Annotated in this window: 11 protein-coding genes and 2 pseudogenes; 8 read left to right on the top strand and 5 right to left on the bottom strand. The window is 65.4% G+C overall.

Annotation, left to right across the window (positions count from 1 at the left end):
• Nucleotides 1-95: 95 nt before the first annotated feature.
• A complete protein-coding gene (locus tag QA600_RS04215) occupies nucleotides 96-2,012 on the top strand; it encodes a PQQ-binding-like beta-propeller repeat protein (protein ID WP_278290711.1) in 1,917 nt (638 codons plus the stop codon).
• 189 nt (nucleotides 2,013-2,201) lie between these two features.
• Here QA600_RS04215 and ligA read toward each other — a convergent pair whose 3' ends face one another.
• From ligA to QA600_RS04235, 4 genes and pseudogenes are all read right to left on the bottom strand, one after another.
• Nucleotides 2,202-4,298 (bottom strand): NAD-dependent DNA ligase LigA, encoded by a 2,097-nt coding sequence (gene ligA / locus QA600_RS04220; protein ID WP_278290712.1) that lies wholly within the window; start codon nucleotides 4,296-4,298, stop codon nucleotides 2,202-2,204.
• Between the two features lie 134 nt (nucleotides 4,299-4,432).
• Nucleotides 4,433-4,530, bottom strand: a pseudogene (locus QA600_RS22795) (ferredoxin); the annotation flags it as partial.
• A gap of 64 nt (nucleotides 4,531-4,594) precedes the next feature.
• A pseudogene (locus tag QA600_RS04230) lies at nucleotides 4,595-5,043 on the bottom strand (selenium-binding protein SBP56-related protein); the annotation flags it as partial.
• Nucleotides 5,044-5,092: 49 nt separating this feature from the next.
• Nucleotides 5,093-5,458, bottom strand: coding sequence for a 2Fe-2S iron-sulfur cluster-binding protein (locus QA600_RS04235; RefSeq protein WP_278290713.1), 366 nt, complete (start codon nucleotides 5,456-5,458; stop codon nucleotides 5,093-5,095).
• Between the two features lie 187 nt (nucleotides 5,459-5,645).
• On the opposite strand from QA600_RS04235, the gene rio1 reads away from it, so the two are divergent.
• The 4 genes from rio1 to QA600_RS04255 all read left to right on the top strand — a co-directional run bounded on the left by rio1 (nucleotide 5,646) and on the right by QA600_RS04255 (nucleotide 9,105).
• A complete protein-coding gene (gene rio1, locus QA600_RS04240) occupies nucleotides 5,646-6,515 on the top strand; it encodes a serine/threonine-protein kinase Rio1 (RefSeq protein ID WP_278290714.1) in 870 nt (289 codons plus the stop codon).
• A 209-nt stretch (nucleotides 6,516-6,724) separates the two neighbouring features.
• Nucleotides 6,725-7,957, top strand: a complete 1,233-nt coding sequence (locus QA600_RS04245; RefSeq protein ID WP_278290715.1) for a tryptophan--tRNA ligase — start codon at nucleotides 6,725-6,727, stop codon at nucleotides 7,955-7,957.
• A 52-nt stretch (nucleotides 7,958-8,009) separates the two neighbouring features.
• A complete protein-coding gene (locus QA600_RS04250) occupies nucleotides 8,010-8,528 on the top strand; it encodes a metallophosphoesterase (protein ID WP_278290716.1) in 519 nt (172 codons plus the stop codon).
• Between the two features lie 49 nt (nucleotides 8,529-8,577).
• Complete coding sequence (locus tag QA600_RS04255) at nucleotides 8,578-9,105, top strand: hypothetical protein (protein ID WP_278290717.1); 528 nt, start codon at nucleotides 8,578-8,580, stop codon at nucleotides 9,103-9,105.
• A 22-nt stretch (nucleotides 9,106-9,127) separates the two neighbouring features.
• On the opposite strand, the gene QA600_RS04260 is transcribed toward QA600_RS04255, so the two are convergent.
• Nucleotides 9,128-9,889, bottom strand: coding sequence for a PAC2 family protein (locus tag QA600_RS04260; protein WP_278290718.1), 762 nt, complete (start codon nucleotides 9,887-9,889; stop codon nucleotides 9,128-9,130).
• 88 nt (nucleotides 9,890-9,977) lie between these two features.
• Here QA600_RS04260 and QA600_RS04265 point away from each other — a divergent pair, with 88 nt between their 5' ends.
• The 3 genes from QA600_RS04265 (at nucleotide 9,978) to QA600_RS04275 (ending at nucleotide 13,566) form a co-directional block, all read left to right on the top strand.
• Entirely contained in the window at nucleotides 9,978-10,535 is a 558-nt protein-coding gene (locus QA600_RS04265) for a KH domain-containing protein (protein ID WP_005555138.1), read from the top strand.
• A gap of 177 nt (nucleotides 10,536-10,712) precedes the next feature.
• Complete coding sequence (gene thsA / locus QA600_RS04270) at nucleotides 10,713-12,371, top strand: thermosome subunit alpha (protein WP_278290764.1); 1,659 nt, start codon at nucleotides 10,713-10,715, stop codon at nucleotides 12,369-12,371.
• A gap of 202 nt (nucleotides 12,372-12,573) precedes the next feature.
• Nucleotides 12,574-13,566, top strand: coding sequence for an ornithine cyclodeaminase family protein (locus QA600_RS04275; RefSeq protein WP_278290719.1), 993 nt, complete (start codon nucleotides 12,574-12,576; stop codon nucleotides 13,564-13,566).
• Nucleotides 13,567-13,699 lie beyond the last annotated feature (133 nt).

A 13,699-nucleotide genomic window follows, 5' to 3' on the forward strand; every position in this document is an offset into this window, starting at 1 on the left:
GTGCAAGCCCTCCAATTCATACCAATATGCGGTAGTTTCTAACTGTGCCGAGATTCAACCGGCGGAAACTGCTCGTATCGGGAACAGCTCTTGGAGTGACTGGACTGTTTGGGTCGCTGTCAACGGCCGCGGACGAACACGGCGAGAGCAACGAGGAAAGTGGCGAGGGTGGGGACGGAAGTGCGGACTTCACGCGCCCGGACGGGGTCGCTTGGCGGTACGACGGCCCCCACGATATCGAGTCGACGACCGTCGAGGGCGACCGGCTCTACACGGGGAGCGACGGCACCGTGTACGCGATTGATACGGCGGACGGCTCACTCCTCTGGGAGACCAGTGGCGTCGGAACCGATGGGACGCCCGCGGTCGACGGAGAGACGGTCTACGTCGTCGGTGATCGAATTCACGCGCTTGACGTCGAGACCGGGGAGACCCAGTGGGAAAGCGAGGTCGAGAGCGACGGGATGGCAGTCGACCACGGCATGGTTTACACCTCCTCCGAGGGGACGGTCTACGCGCTCGACACCGAGGACGGTTCAGTCGTCTGGCAGCGCGACGAGCTGACGGTCGAGCGAGAAAATGGAGGAGATCCCGAAGAAGAGACGCTCGAGTCGCTGAGCATGGGTGACACCGATGAAAACTGGGTCTACGTGTTCGAGGCCGACTCATGGGGGCGGGAAGCCGTCGGGTTGGATCCGGCGACGGGCGAAACGAGAGAGGTCGTTGGTCCCATAGACGGAGTCAGCTCTGTTATCGCGGACTCCGGATATCTTGGCGTCCAACCACCCTACGACTCGACGCTTCTAGTCTCCGTTTCGAGCGCCGAGAACCTCGGCGGCGTACATCCATCAGTCGACCAGACGTTTAACGGGGGCTGGTACTTTGGCGCCACCCGCCACAACACCATCGCAGCATACGATCTCTCGGCCGGCGGCGAACGGGCGTGGGAGATGGACTACCCCCAGAGCCTGCCACAGGTCGTCGGAAACACGGCCGTCGTGCTCTACGGACCGAGTCCCGTCCAAGACAGTCCCGAAGAGAGCGAGGACGAAGACAGGGTCGTCGCCTCCGATCTCCAGACTGGCGACGAGCAGTGGCGCTACGTCTTCGACGAGCGCGAATGGACTGCCGGCGGCGGCCCGTCGACAGCACTCACAGCCGACGAGAACACCGTCTACGTCAGCCGCCATGGAGAGTTGTTGGCGCTTCGATCCGAGGACGATGAAGACGAGGAAGATTCCGAAGACGAGGAAGCAGAGCCGCAGGACGTCGAGGTCGAGTATGTGTATGAGATTGCAGAGAACGCTTACGGAGACGACGAACATGTCGAAGAACGACTCGAGCTATCGTCGGGTGAGTACTACCTCGACGAGCAGGAAGATGGTTCGAACTACTGTCACATCGAGTTTGAAGCTGAAAACGTGACCGATGACGAGGCGATCACGATTTACTTCGAAGGCCGGGTGAATGACAGCAACACTCATGAGAGGCCAGAAGAACTCGAGCCCGGCGAATCCATCTCTCTGAGTCTAAGAGGGATCGAGGAGTGTCCTGCTGATCCGGATTTGGTTGAGGTCCGTGCATGGGCTCCGGATGTCGGGGAGCCAGACGAACCTCCTGAGGACGAAGAAGACGAGGAAGAGGCCGACGACGACGAAGAAGACGAAGAGGAAGCTGACGACGAACCCACGGACGAAGCCGATCTCGACCTCTCGGTGTCCGCACCTGACTCGATTCCGTACGAAGAGACGGCCGATCCGAGCGAGGACGCCGCCGACTTCTGCATCACGGTGACGAACCACGGCGACGAAACGGTCTCGGTCGACGGGCAGTTCGACATCGGCCCCATCGACGAACCGCTCCCACTCGAACTGGAACCCGGCGAGACTGAGACCGCCTATTACGGCGTCATGAGCCGAGACCTCGGCCCCGGCGACCACGACTGGACCGTCACCGCGAACGGCGAAACCGAAACCGGCACGCTAACCGTGACCGACGACGAGGAGTGCTGACCGGCTTCAGACGCCGAACAACGAGGACGGTGTGAAACGAACGAAACCGTCGTGCTGAACTCGTCTTCTGTCTTTTGTACTCAGCAGGCTCCTCTTGGCAGCTATCGGAGGGGTCGATTGCTGCGCTGACACCTACTTACCTTGTACGGAACATCATTTTCACACAAATATTCAAATAAATAATTCACGCTACCCGAGTTCGATCCCCCGCTCCGCGAGCAGTTCCCGGAACTCCCCTTCTTCGAGCACCGGTACGTCCTCGGCGTCGGCGTCGTCGAGCTTCGTCTGGCCCGGACTCTCGCCGGTGACGAGGTAATCCGTGTTCCCCGAGACGCTGCCCGTGGCGTTCGCGCCGTGGGCCTCGACGGTCTCCTGGGCCTCGTCTCGCGTACTATCCTCGAGCGAGCCCGTGAAGACGAACGTCAGCCCCTCGAGTTCGTCGCCGCCGGATTCGAGTGTCGACTCCTGTGGTGAGACGTGCTCGAGGATCGCGTCGACGGCAGCGGCGTTGGCCTCGCTCGCGAAGAAGTCGTGGATCTGTCCGGCGACAGTTTCGCCGACGTCGTCGACGCCCTCGAGCGACTCGGCCTCGTCCGCTGCGGCCTCCCGAACTCGTTCGAACGTGCCGAACTCGCGGGCCAGTTCACGAGCGGTAGTCGGGCCGACATGGGGGATGCCGAGCGCCGAGAGGAAATCCGCGAGCGGTGGCTCCCGACCGGAATCGATCTCCGCCATCAGGTTCTCGGCGCTTCTCTCGCCCCACCCCTCGAGGACGGTCAGGTCCTCGCGCTCGAGTTCGTAGAGGTCCGCGACGGACTCGAGCAGACTCGCGTCGACGAGCTGGCGGACGCTCTTCTCGCCCAACCCCTCGAGGTCGAGCCCGTCGTCGCTCGCGTAGTACTCGATCGATCGGCGGAGCTGGGCGTCACACGCCAGCCCGCCCGTACAGAACGCCATCGGGCCGTCTCGCTCGATGGCACTGTCGCAGACGGGACAGTGGTCGGGCAGCTCGTAGTTACTCTCGGGGTCGTTCTCCGCTCCTTTCTCCACGACCTCCTCGACGTACGGGATCACGTCGCCCGCCCGCTGGACGCGGACCGTGTCGCCGACGTCGACGTTCTTCTCGGCGATCTCCTCGGGGTTGTGCAGACTCGCCCGCGAGACGGTGACGCCGCCGACATCGACCGGCTCGAGCAGGGCGACAGGGGTCACCCGCCCCGTTCGTCCGATCTGAACCGCCACGTCGGCGATCGGAGTCACCTCCGCGCGGGCGGGGAACTTGTAGGCGAAGGCGTAGCGGTCGTGACGCGCCGTCCGACCCAACTCCTCGCGGGCCTCGCGGTCGTCGACCTTGATGACGGTGCCGTCGATCTCGTAGTTCAGGTCGTCGCGGGTCTCGAGCATGCGGTCGCGGTACGCGATGGCGTCGTCGATGTCGTCGACCACCTCGACGTGCTCCGTCACGCGCAGCCCCCACTCGGGGAAGCGCTCGAGTTCCTCGCGGTGGCTGTCCTCGAGGTCGCTGGCCTCGAGGACGTCGAAGTAGAAGACCTCGAGGGGACGGTCGGCGACGACGGCGGGATCGAGCTGGCGGATCGTCCCCGCGGTCGCGTTCCGCGGGTTGGCGAAGGGCTCCTCGCCGCGTTCGATCCGCTCGCGGTTGTGCGCCTGGAAGGCGTCCTTGGGCATGTAGACCTCGCCGCGCACCGCGAGGAAGTCGGGGTGGTCGCCGTGCAGCTTCTGCGGAACGGAACCGATCGTGCGGGCGTTTGCCGTCACGTCGTCGCCCTCGCGGCCGTCGCCGCGGGTGACCGCCCGCTCGAGACGGCCATCCTTGTAAACGAACTCCATCGAGACGCCGTCGAACTTGGGTTCACAGACGTACTTCACTTCACCCACCTCGCGGTGAACGCGCGAGTCGAAGTCCCGCACGTCTTCCGGCTCGCCGCTCTGGTCGATCGAAAGCATCGGTGTGACGTGCTCGACCGTCTCGAACTCCTCGATCGGCTCGCCGCCGACGCTTCTGGTCGGGCTGTCGGGGCTGGCGAGGCCGAACGCGTCCTCGAGCTCCCGCAGGCGGGCGAACAGCGCGTCGTAGGTTCGATCCGCGATCAGCGGATCGTTCTCGACGTAGTACCGTCGATCGTGCTCGCGGACGGCCTCGCGGAGCAGTTCGACCTGTCGCTCCGCCTCCGCCTCGGTGAGTTCCTCGAGCGGGGCGAATTCGGTCGGCGGATCCCGGAGATACGGGTTCGCTTCGTCGACGTTCTCGTCGGCGAGGGACATTCGTTGCTCGAGGGTTACGCCGCGGCTCGGTTAACGTTACTGACGTCGTTCGCGGAGCGCACTCGAGCGGGCCGAGTCCCGCGCAAGTTCCGCAGGCCCCGGTTCGACAGCCAAAGGGAACCGCCCGATCGGTTCGCTCGCTCGCCTCGAGGACCGTCTCACCGGTCTCGACCTCGATCGTCCTGTCGGAACCGTCGGCCCGCTCGAGGGTGACGGCGTACGTCTCGGTCACTGCCAGACGTCGCTGGTGCAGTCGCCGTCGGGCCAGCGGATCTCGTGGGCGCGGGCCGGTCCCTATGGGGAGCTGAGAGGTCGTACTCGAAGATCTCCTCGGGCTCGATCACCTCAACCAGTTCGGGGTTGCGCCGATCCTTCGTGTCGACGACGTGGATCCGCGAGGAGCGCTGGCCAGGGACGATCAGGTGTCGGCGCTCGAGTCCCTCGACGTGACACGACGACGAGCAGGCGTTCCACCCGAAGTGGTGGAGCTCGTCGCCCCGCTCGGGCATCTCGAGGCGGTCGACGATCTCGCAGTAGGTTTCGGAATCCGGATCCGGGCCGACGACAGCGATAAAGTTGGGTTCGTCGATGCCGGTTCCGGTGTAGAGGCTATCACGTAGGCGAGCTCCTCGCGCTCGCCCTCCTCGAGGGCTGCCTGCGGGGTCGCATAGCCCGGCCCCTCGTGACCGTGGTGCTCGTGGTTGTGGCCCGGTTCGGCGTCAGTTGGAGTGTCAGCATCACTCATGACTGGACGTCCACGAACGCTGGAATAAAGCTGCCCGCGACCGGAGAGCTTACCCCCAGGGACTGTCGCCGAGCTGGCTGCGGACCATCGGACCGACCTCGATGCGACAGTCGGCTCGAGGGTGGGCGATACACAGGAGTGCATACCCGTCGGCCCGATCGGACTCCTCGAGCGCCCGCGGCGGTCGTCGGTAGTCGACGGCGCTCGCTGCGTCGGGCGAGTCGTCGCCCCCGTCTCGGCTCCCCTCGACGGCGAGTACCCGCCCCACGCAGGCCGTACAGGTCCCCTTCCGGCAGTCGTAGGGAAGCCGAATCCCCTCGCGCAGGGCCGCCTCGAGGACCGTCTCCTGTGGCCCCACCGACACCGTTTCGCTCCGGCCGTCGGGCCACTCGAGCGTGACGTCGTGTCCGCTCATCGCTTGCCCCTCGCTCGCCGACGTTCAACTGGTCGGTCCATGGAGGATGGTATGCCTCGCGAGCGGAAAAACGTAGAGCCGTCCCGACCGGGCGTTCGTCGCGGTCGGCCCGAGGAAGGGATCGAGTTTCACCGACGGTCCGCCGATACCCAGTCTTTACCCGCACCGACTCCGTAGACGCCGACAGATGGAACAGGGATCGGAGTACGGGCTGGTCGACCTCGAGGAGGTCGACACGCCAGGGGACGAGTGGGAGGAGATCGACGTCTCGGACACCGAGGCCGATCGGATCGCCCGCAAGCGAGATCGGGAGTTCGAGCAGTTCGAGGAGCGGATCAAGGACGCCGACCAGTTCAAGGTCGAGCAGTCGGTGTTCGACGACGCGACGCTGGCGGCGCTGTACAAGCTGGTCCAGGACGGCTACGTCGAAGCGTTCGGGGGACCGCTATCGACGGGCAAAGAAGCGAACGTCTACCACGCGCTGGGCGACGACCGCGAGGTCGCCGTCAAGGTCTACCGCATCAACGCCTCGAACTTCCGCCAGATGCGGGACTACCTCGAGGGCGACCCGCGCTTCGAGGGACTGGGCGGCAAGAAGAAGGACGTCGTGCTCGCCTGGACGAAAAAGGAGCTGGCGAACCTCCGGCGGGCGAAAAAGGCCGGCGTCAGGGTTCCGGAGCCGATCGCGACCGAACGCAACGTCCTCGTGATGGAGTACATCGGCAACGATGACGGCCGCGCGAAACGCCTCGGCGAGGTCCACATCGAGAACCCCGAAACGGCTTACGGCGTTATGCGTGAGTACATGCGCCGGCTCTACTCCGCCGGAATCGTCCACGGCGATCTGAGCGAGTACAACGTCGTCTTCCACGAGGGCCAGCTCGTCGTCATCGACCTCGGGCAGGCCGTCACCGTCCACCATCCCAACAGTCGAGACTTCCTCGAGCGCGACTGCGAGAACGTCGCGAACTTCTTCTCCCGGCAGGGCGTCGAGACCGACCCCGACGAGCTGCTCGAGTTCGTCACGAACCCGGAGCCGGATCCGTCTCGAGACTAACGGACGGGTCGAAACCTTCTTTATTATCTGATTACGTTACTCGACTGATGACGGCCGCTCTCGTCTGGCGCTGGCACGCCCGCTCGAGAGCGAACAGTGTCGTCGCTGCGGACGACGTGGTCTAACCCGCGGTCGCGGCGACGGTGGCTCCCTTTGCTCGTTCTGCTTCACGTCTCGCTCTCCAGCCATCGCCGTCAACTCCATACAGGATGCCGAACACGACCAATTCGACCGACCGCACCGACCATACGACTACCGACACCGCCGACACGACCGCCGACGCCGACGATTTCACCGTTACGCCCTACGCCGTCTCCGGCAACGTCGACTACGAAAAGCTACTCGAGCGCTTCGGTGCCGATCCCCTCACCGACGCACACATCGAGCGCCTCCCTGACCATCCCGCGATCCGCAGACGAACGTTCTATGCGGGCCGCGACGTCGACCGCTACCTCGAGGCTGCCGAGGCGGACGATCCGCACGTCTTGGTCACGGGCCGTGGCCCCTCTGGTCCGATGCACCTCGGGCACGTCCTGCCGCTGTATCTTGCGAAGCGGTTCCAAGAGAAGACAGGGGCGACGGTCTACGTTCCGCTCTCGGACGACGAAAAGTACCTCGCGAAGAAGCAGTCGTTCGCCTCGATCGGCGAGCACACCCGCGAGAACCTGCGGGACGTTCTCGCCGTCGGCTTCGACCCCGCGAAGACCCGAATCGTCGTCGATACCGCCGACGCGGACGTGATCTACCCGATCGCCGTGCGACTCGCGAAACACCTCACGCCAGCGACCGTCGAGGCTGTCTACGGCGAACAAAACACTGTCGGGCTGCAGTTCTATCCGGCCGTCCAGGCGACCCACCTCCTCTTGCCCCAGCTGGTCGCGGGCCGCCAGCCCACGCTGGTTCCGATCGCCGTCGATCAGGATCCCCACGTCCGCGTCTGTCGGAACGTCGCGGCGAGAGAGGCCCTACCGGTCGAGAAGCCAGGTGCCCTGCTCGGGCGTTTCCTGCCGAGCCTCGAGGGTCCGGGCGAGATGAGTTCCTCCAGCGAGGCGGCGTCGATCGAACTCACCGACGATCCGGGGACCGTCGCCGAGACGATTCACACTCACGCCTATACGGGTGGTCGGACGACGCTCGAGGAACACCGCGAGCAGGGCGGCGACCCGTCCGTCGACGTCCCGTTCCAGTACCTTCGGTTCTTCTTCGAGGACGATGACGCCGAACTCGAGCGCATTGCCCGGGAGTACCGGTCGGGGAACCTGCTCAGCGGAGAGCTGAAGGAGATCGCGATCGATCGGATCACCGATTTTCTGATCGAACACCAGCGTCGGCGGGATTCGCTTGACTCGCTCGCAGCCGCACTCGAGCCCTACCGGCTGTCGGAACCCGAGCGACGGCAGGCACTCGAGTCGGCCGGCGTTCCGACGTCGCTCCGGCCGTAGCGGAAAGAGGTCCGTCCGAACGTCTTAGTGGCTCGCCCGCACGCAATTGTGTATGAACATCGGGATCGTCTCCGACACCCACGACAACGTCGCCGCGGCCGAGCGCGCAGCCGACGTTTTCGAGGCGGAGAACGTCGAGGTCGTCGTCCACTGCGGCGACTTCGTCGCGCCGCCCCTGCTCTCGGCGTTCGAGGGGTTCGAACTCCACGGCGTGCTCGGGAACAACGACGGCGAAATCTCGGGCCTCGAGGCGACGTTCGACGCCCTGGGCGAGGGAAGCGAGCTTCACGGCCGGTTCGCCGACCTCGAGTTCGCCGGGCTCTCCTTTGCGGTGCTTCACGGGGAGTCGAAGGCGGAGGTCGAAGCGCTCGCCGCGGCCGAGACGTACGACCTCGTCTGCTACGGCCACCACCACCGACGCGAACACACCGAAGTCGGCGACACGACGCTGCTCAACCCCGGCGCGCAGTTCCCGACGGTTCCAGACGAACACCGAACGGTCGCCGTCGTCGACACGGACTCGGCGTCGGTTCGATTCTGTTCCGTCACCGAATCGGCCGAGAGCCGGTAACCTGCGGGGAGTCATCGGCTATTTATCGGTGGTGGCCGTTGTCACCGGTATGAGCAGAGACCGGCGCGATCGGACACCCGGCCGGCGGACCCGTCCTGCCCACACGCGAAAGCGTCAGTCGTGGTACGGGTACGGCACGATAGCCACCATGGAGAAGAGCCGGTTCGGCTGTTTCCTTCACGACTTGACGTCGATCTTCGGCGAGGTGTCGATCCTCGGGCTTCCGGTACTGCTGCTCGTCGGGATGACCAGTTCGACGGCGAGCTACGGGGTAACGGCGGCCGCAATCGTCGCCTGGCTGACAATGGTGTTGGTCGGCACCCTCGTTCGTGGCGGATGGGTTCGGCCGCTTGGAACGGAGACGCTCGGCTGGCTCACGCTTTCGCCGGCGCTGATCGCCCTTCGGTTCGTCCACTACAACACCGCCCTCGCCGTCGCGGCCTACGGCGGTGTCGGGGTCGCGGTCGTCGTCGGCGTCCCGCCGCTGTCGATCCTCGTAGCGATCGTCGTCGGGGTGGGTTCGATGCTCGTGCTTCCGGCGATCGGGGAGTCGATCGCTCGTTCCCGACGTCCGTAGCACGTCGTCGGCTCGAGAACCGTTACATGAACATTCGGTCCATCGGCAACTGGCGTTCCTCCGAGCTGCCTCCCTCCGACTCGAGTGTCTCGATGCGATCCGCGAGCTCCCCGTAGTAGCGACTTATCGACTCCGAGCGCTCCCGGAGCTGTCGATCGTCGACCTCGAGACCGTACCCCTCGCGGAGAAAGTCCAGGAACCGACCGGCGGCGTCGAAGTCGGGTCCCGGCGGGTGGATCGGCGTGACGATCGTCCCGAGGGGTGGCAGCCCGCCGTCCAGGCTCCGGTTCGTAAACTCGCCCGGAACGCCGTCGAGGACGCCGCCACGAAGCGGTTCGAACTCGGATTCCTCGAGCCGGCGCTCCCGGTACTCGGGCGTCGCGACGAAGAAGACCGCGTGCTCGTCGGGACCGTGGGGGAACGGAACCCCATGAAGGAGGACGATCTCCTCAAGCCCGCTCGAGGCGACGAGGTTCTCCACGGCGTCCGCGAACGCGGCGGCGGCCCACACCGGAACGACGATCTCGCTGACGAGCACGCAGATGTCGTGATCGGCCGCCGCGTAGAGACGCATCGGCCGTCTGGGCGTCCCGTCCTCGAAGGGGGTGACCGTCGGCAGGTTTCGGGAGCGGACGTGGCCAACCTGCTCGAACTCGAGTTGGGTGAGCAGGTGATCCGTCGCGGTGAGTCCCGCGAGCCCGAAGTTCGAGAGGCCGACGAGGAGCGTTCCCTCGAGCGCGCGATCGTCTGATACCGACACTTCGTACCGCGGTTCGTTCGCCATGTCGAGGGAGAGGTCAAAACGGAGTATAACCGTTGCACTATCGACAGCGGACCAAGGCCTTAAACTCGCTGAGCGAATATTGGAGGGCATGAAACACGTGAAGATTCCGCAGGACCGCATCGGTGTCCTCATCGGCGAGGGCGGCGAGACGATGCGCGAGATCGAAGCGGCGGCGGAGGTCCGTCTGGACATCGACTCGGAGAACGGCTCCGTCGCCGTCGAGACCGTCGGCGACCCCGTTCGAGGCCTCAAGGGACCCGAAATCGTTCGCGCGATCGGTCGCGGCTTTCCGCCCGAGGAGGCGCTCCAGCTGCTCGAGGACGACATGATGCAACTCGACATCGTCGACATCGATGCCGCCGCACGCAACAAAAACGACATGAAGCGAAAGAAGGGCCGGCTCATCGGCGAGGACGGTCGCACTCGCGAGCTCATGGAGGAGCTGTCGGGGGCCGACGTCGTCATCTACGGCTCGACGCTCGGCGCGATCGGCACTCCCCCGGAGGTCGACGCCGTCCGTACCGCTGCCGAGATGCTGCTCGACGGCGCTCCCCACGGAACGGTGTACTCGTTCCTCGAGGAGCGCCACAACGAGATGAAACACCAGGGGATGCAGTACCACCGCTACCCCGGTAGCGAATCCTGACCGCTCGCGTTTCGGCCGAAACGCGTTTTCGTTGCGCTCGCTGCATATAAATAGTGGAACGAGCGGTAGTACCGAATCCCCGTACTGAACCGTTGTGTGAGGGGTTGTGTCATCCTATAGCGAAGCTTTTATATAGAATAGCAATCAATCCATCAGGTGACTATGGCACAACAGCAGATGGGCAACCAGCCCCTTATCGTACTCTCGGAGGACAGCCAGCGAACGTCCGGCAAGGACGCCCAGTCGATGAACGTCCAGGCCGGCAAGGCCGTCGCCGAGTCGGTACGGACCACACTCGGTCCGAAAGGGATGGACAAGATGCTCGTCGACTCCTCGGGCAACGTCATCGTCACGAACGACGGCGTGACGCTGCTCTCGGAGATGGAGATCGACCACCCGGCGGCCGACATGATCGTCGAAGTCGCCGAGACCCAGGAGGACGAGGTCGGCGACGGAACGACGAGCGCCGTCGTCGTCGCCGGCGAACTCCTGAGCCAGGCCGAGGACCTCCTCGACCAGGACATCCACGCCACCACCCTCGCCCAGGGGTACCGCCAGGCCGCCGAGGAGGCCACCGAAGCCCTCGAGGAGATCGCCATCGACGTCGACGAGGACGACGAGGAGATCCTCCACCAGATCGCCGCGACGGCGATGACGGGCAAGGGCGCAGAGAGCGCCCGCGACCTGCTCGCCGAGCTCGTCGTCAACGCCGTCCAGTCCGTCGCGGACGACGACGAGGTCGACACGGACAACATCAAAGTCGAGAAGGTCGTCGGCGGCTCGATCGAGAACTCCGAGCTAGTCGAGGGCGTCATCGTCGACAAGGAGCGCGTCTCCGAGAACATGCCGTACTTCGCCGAGGACGCCAACGTCGCGATCGTCGACGGCGACCTCGAGATCAAGGAGACCGAGATCGACGCCGAGGTCAACGTCACCGACCCCGACCAGCTCGAGCAGTTCCTCGAGCAGGAAGAGGCCCAGCTCCAGGAGATGGCCCAGAAGGTCGCCGACGCCGGCGCCGACGTCGTCTTCGTCGACGGCGGCATCGACGACATGGCCCAGCACTACCTGGCCCAGGAGGGCATCATCGCCGTCCGTCGCGTCAAATCCAGCGACCAGAACCAGCTGGCCCGCGCGACCGGCGCCACGCCCGTCACCAGCGTCGACGACCTGACCGAGGACGACCTCGGCTTCGCCGGTAGCGTCGCCCAGAAGGAGATCGCGGGCGACCAGCGGATCTTCGTCGAGGACGTCGACGACGCCAAGGCCGTCACCCTCATTCTGCGCGGCGGCACCGAACACGTCATCGACGAGGTCGACCGCGCCATCGAGGACTCGCTGGGCGTCGTGCGCACGACCCTCGAGGACGGCAAGGTCGTGGCCGGCGGCGGTGCGCCCGAGATCGAGCTCTCGCTCGCCCTGCGGGACCACGCTGACTCCGTCGGCGGCCGCGAGCAGCTGGCCGTCGAGGCGTTCGCGGACGCGCTCGAGGTCATCCCGCGCACCCTCGCCGAGAACGCCGGACTCGACCCCATCGACTCGCTGGTCGAGCTTCGTGCGGCCCACGACGGCGGCAACGAGGCTGCCGGACTGGACGCCTTCACGGGCGACACGATCGACATGGGCGAGGAAGGCGTCTACGAGCCGCTTCGCGTAAAGACCCAGGCGATCGAGTCGGCCACCGAGGCTGCCGTCATGCTGCTGCGCATCGACGACGTCATCGCCGCCGGTGACCTCGCCGTCGCCGACGACGACGATGACGAGGAGATGCCGCCGGGCGGCGGTGGCATGGGCGGCATGGGCGGTATGGGTGGCGGCATGGGCGGCATGATGTAAGCGAGTTTCTCACTCGTAAAAGCGAGCGGGGAGGGCACGACCCGCGAGAGCCAGCCCGGCCCGCTCGGCCACCCACCGGCCGCTCACGTACCGTTTTCGATCGATTCGTCGGCCCTCGTTCGATTTCTTTCGCCAGTTCGCTCGAGTAGACGCCGTCCGTCAGTTAGCACCACTTAAGTACCAGCCCGCAATATTCGCCGATATGCAGACGCTTCTCCTGGACAGCGACGACGTCGACGAGCACGCGCGGATGGGCGATGTCATCGATGCGGTCGAGGACGCCTTCGATGCCTACGAGCGCGGCGACGCCCAGATGCCGGCCAAATCCTACATCGACCTGCCCCAGTACAACGGCGACTTCCGGTCGATGCCCGCCTACCTCGACGCGGGCGAGTGGGACGCAGCGGGGGTCAAGTGGGTCAACGTCCACCCCGACAATCCCACCGACCACGACCTGCCGACCGTACTGGGGACGATGATCTACTCCGATCCCGAGACCGCTTCCCCGCTGGCGATCATGGACGGAACCGCGCTGACAATGAAACGAACGGGTGCGGCGGCGGCTGTCGCGACCGACTACCTCGCCGTTCCCGACGCCACGTCGATGGGGGTCGTCGGCGCGGGCGTCCAGTCGTACACCCAGCTCGAGGCGATCAGCGAGATCCGCCCGATCGAGGAGGTCGTCGTCAGCGACCTCGACGACGACCGCGTCCAGCGGTTCATCGACGCCTACGGCGACGAGTTCGACGTCCGTGCGGGCTCGATCTCCGAGGCGGGCCACTGTGACGTCCTCTCGACGGTGACGCCGGTACGGGATCCCGTCGTCGGCCTCGAGGACGTCGGCAATCACACCCACATCAATGCGATCGGCGCCGACGCCGAGGGGAAACACGAACTGAGCGACGAACTGCTGCTCGAGTCGACGGTCGTCATCGACGACCACAAGCAGTGTACCCACTCCGGCGAGGTCAACGTCCCGTACAACGAGGGGACGCTTACGGACGACGATATCTACGGCGAGATCGGCGAACTCGTTACCGGCAAGAAGCCGGCTCGCGAGGACGACACCGGCGTCACGGTCTTCGACTCGACCGGGCTCGCGATCCAGGACGTCGCGGCGGCCCGCGTCGTCTACGAGGACGCACGGGAGCACGGGGCCGGCTTCGACTACGGACTGATCCACACCGATCGGTAGCCGCCGCAGTTCGTCCGGTCCGGCGAGGGTGTTCTCGCACAGGTCGGCCTCGATCTTCTCGAGCGTCCGTCCTCGGCTCGGCACGAACTACCAATCAAGGTAGTGGCGACGCTCCCGCCAATATCGACGGTAC

It is taken from the genome of Natronococcus sp. A-GB1, assembly GCF_029688845.1.
Taxonomy (GTDB): Archaea; Halobacteriota; Halobacteria; order Halobacteriales; family Natrialbaceae; genus Natronococcus.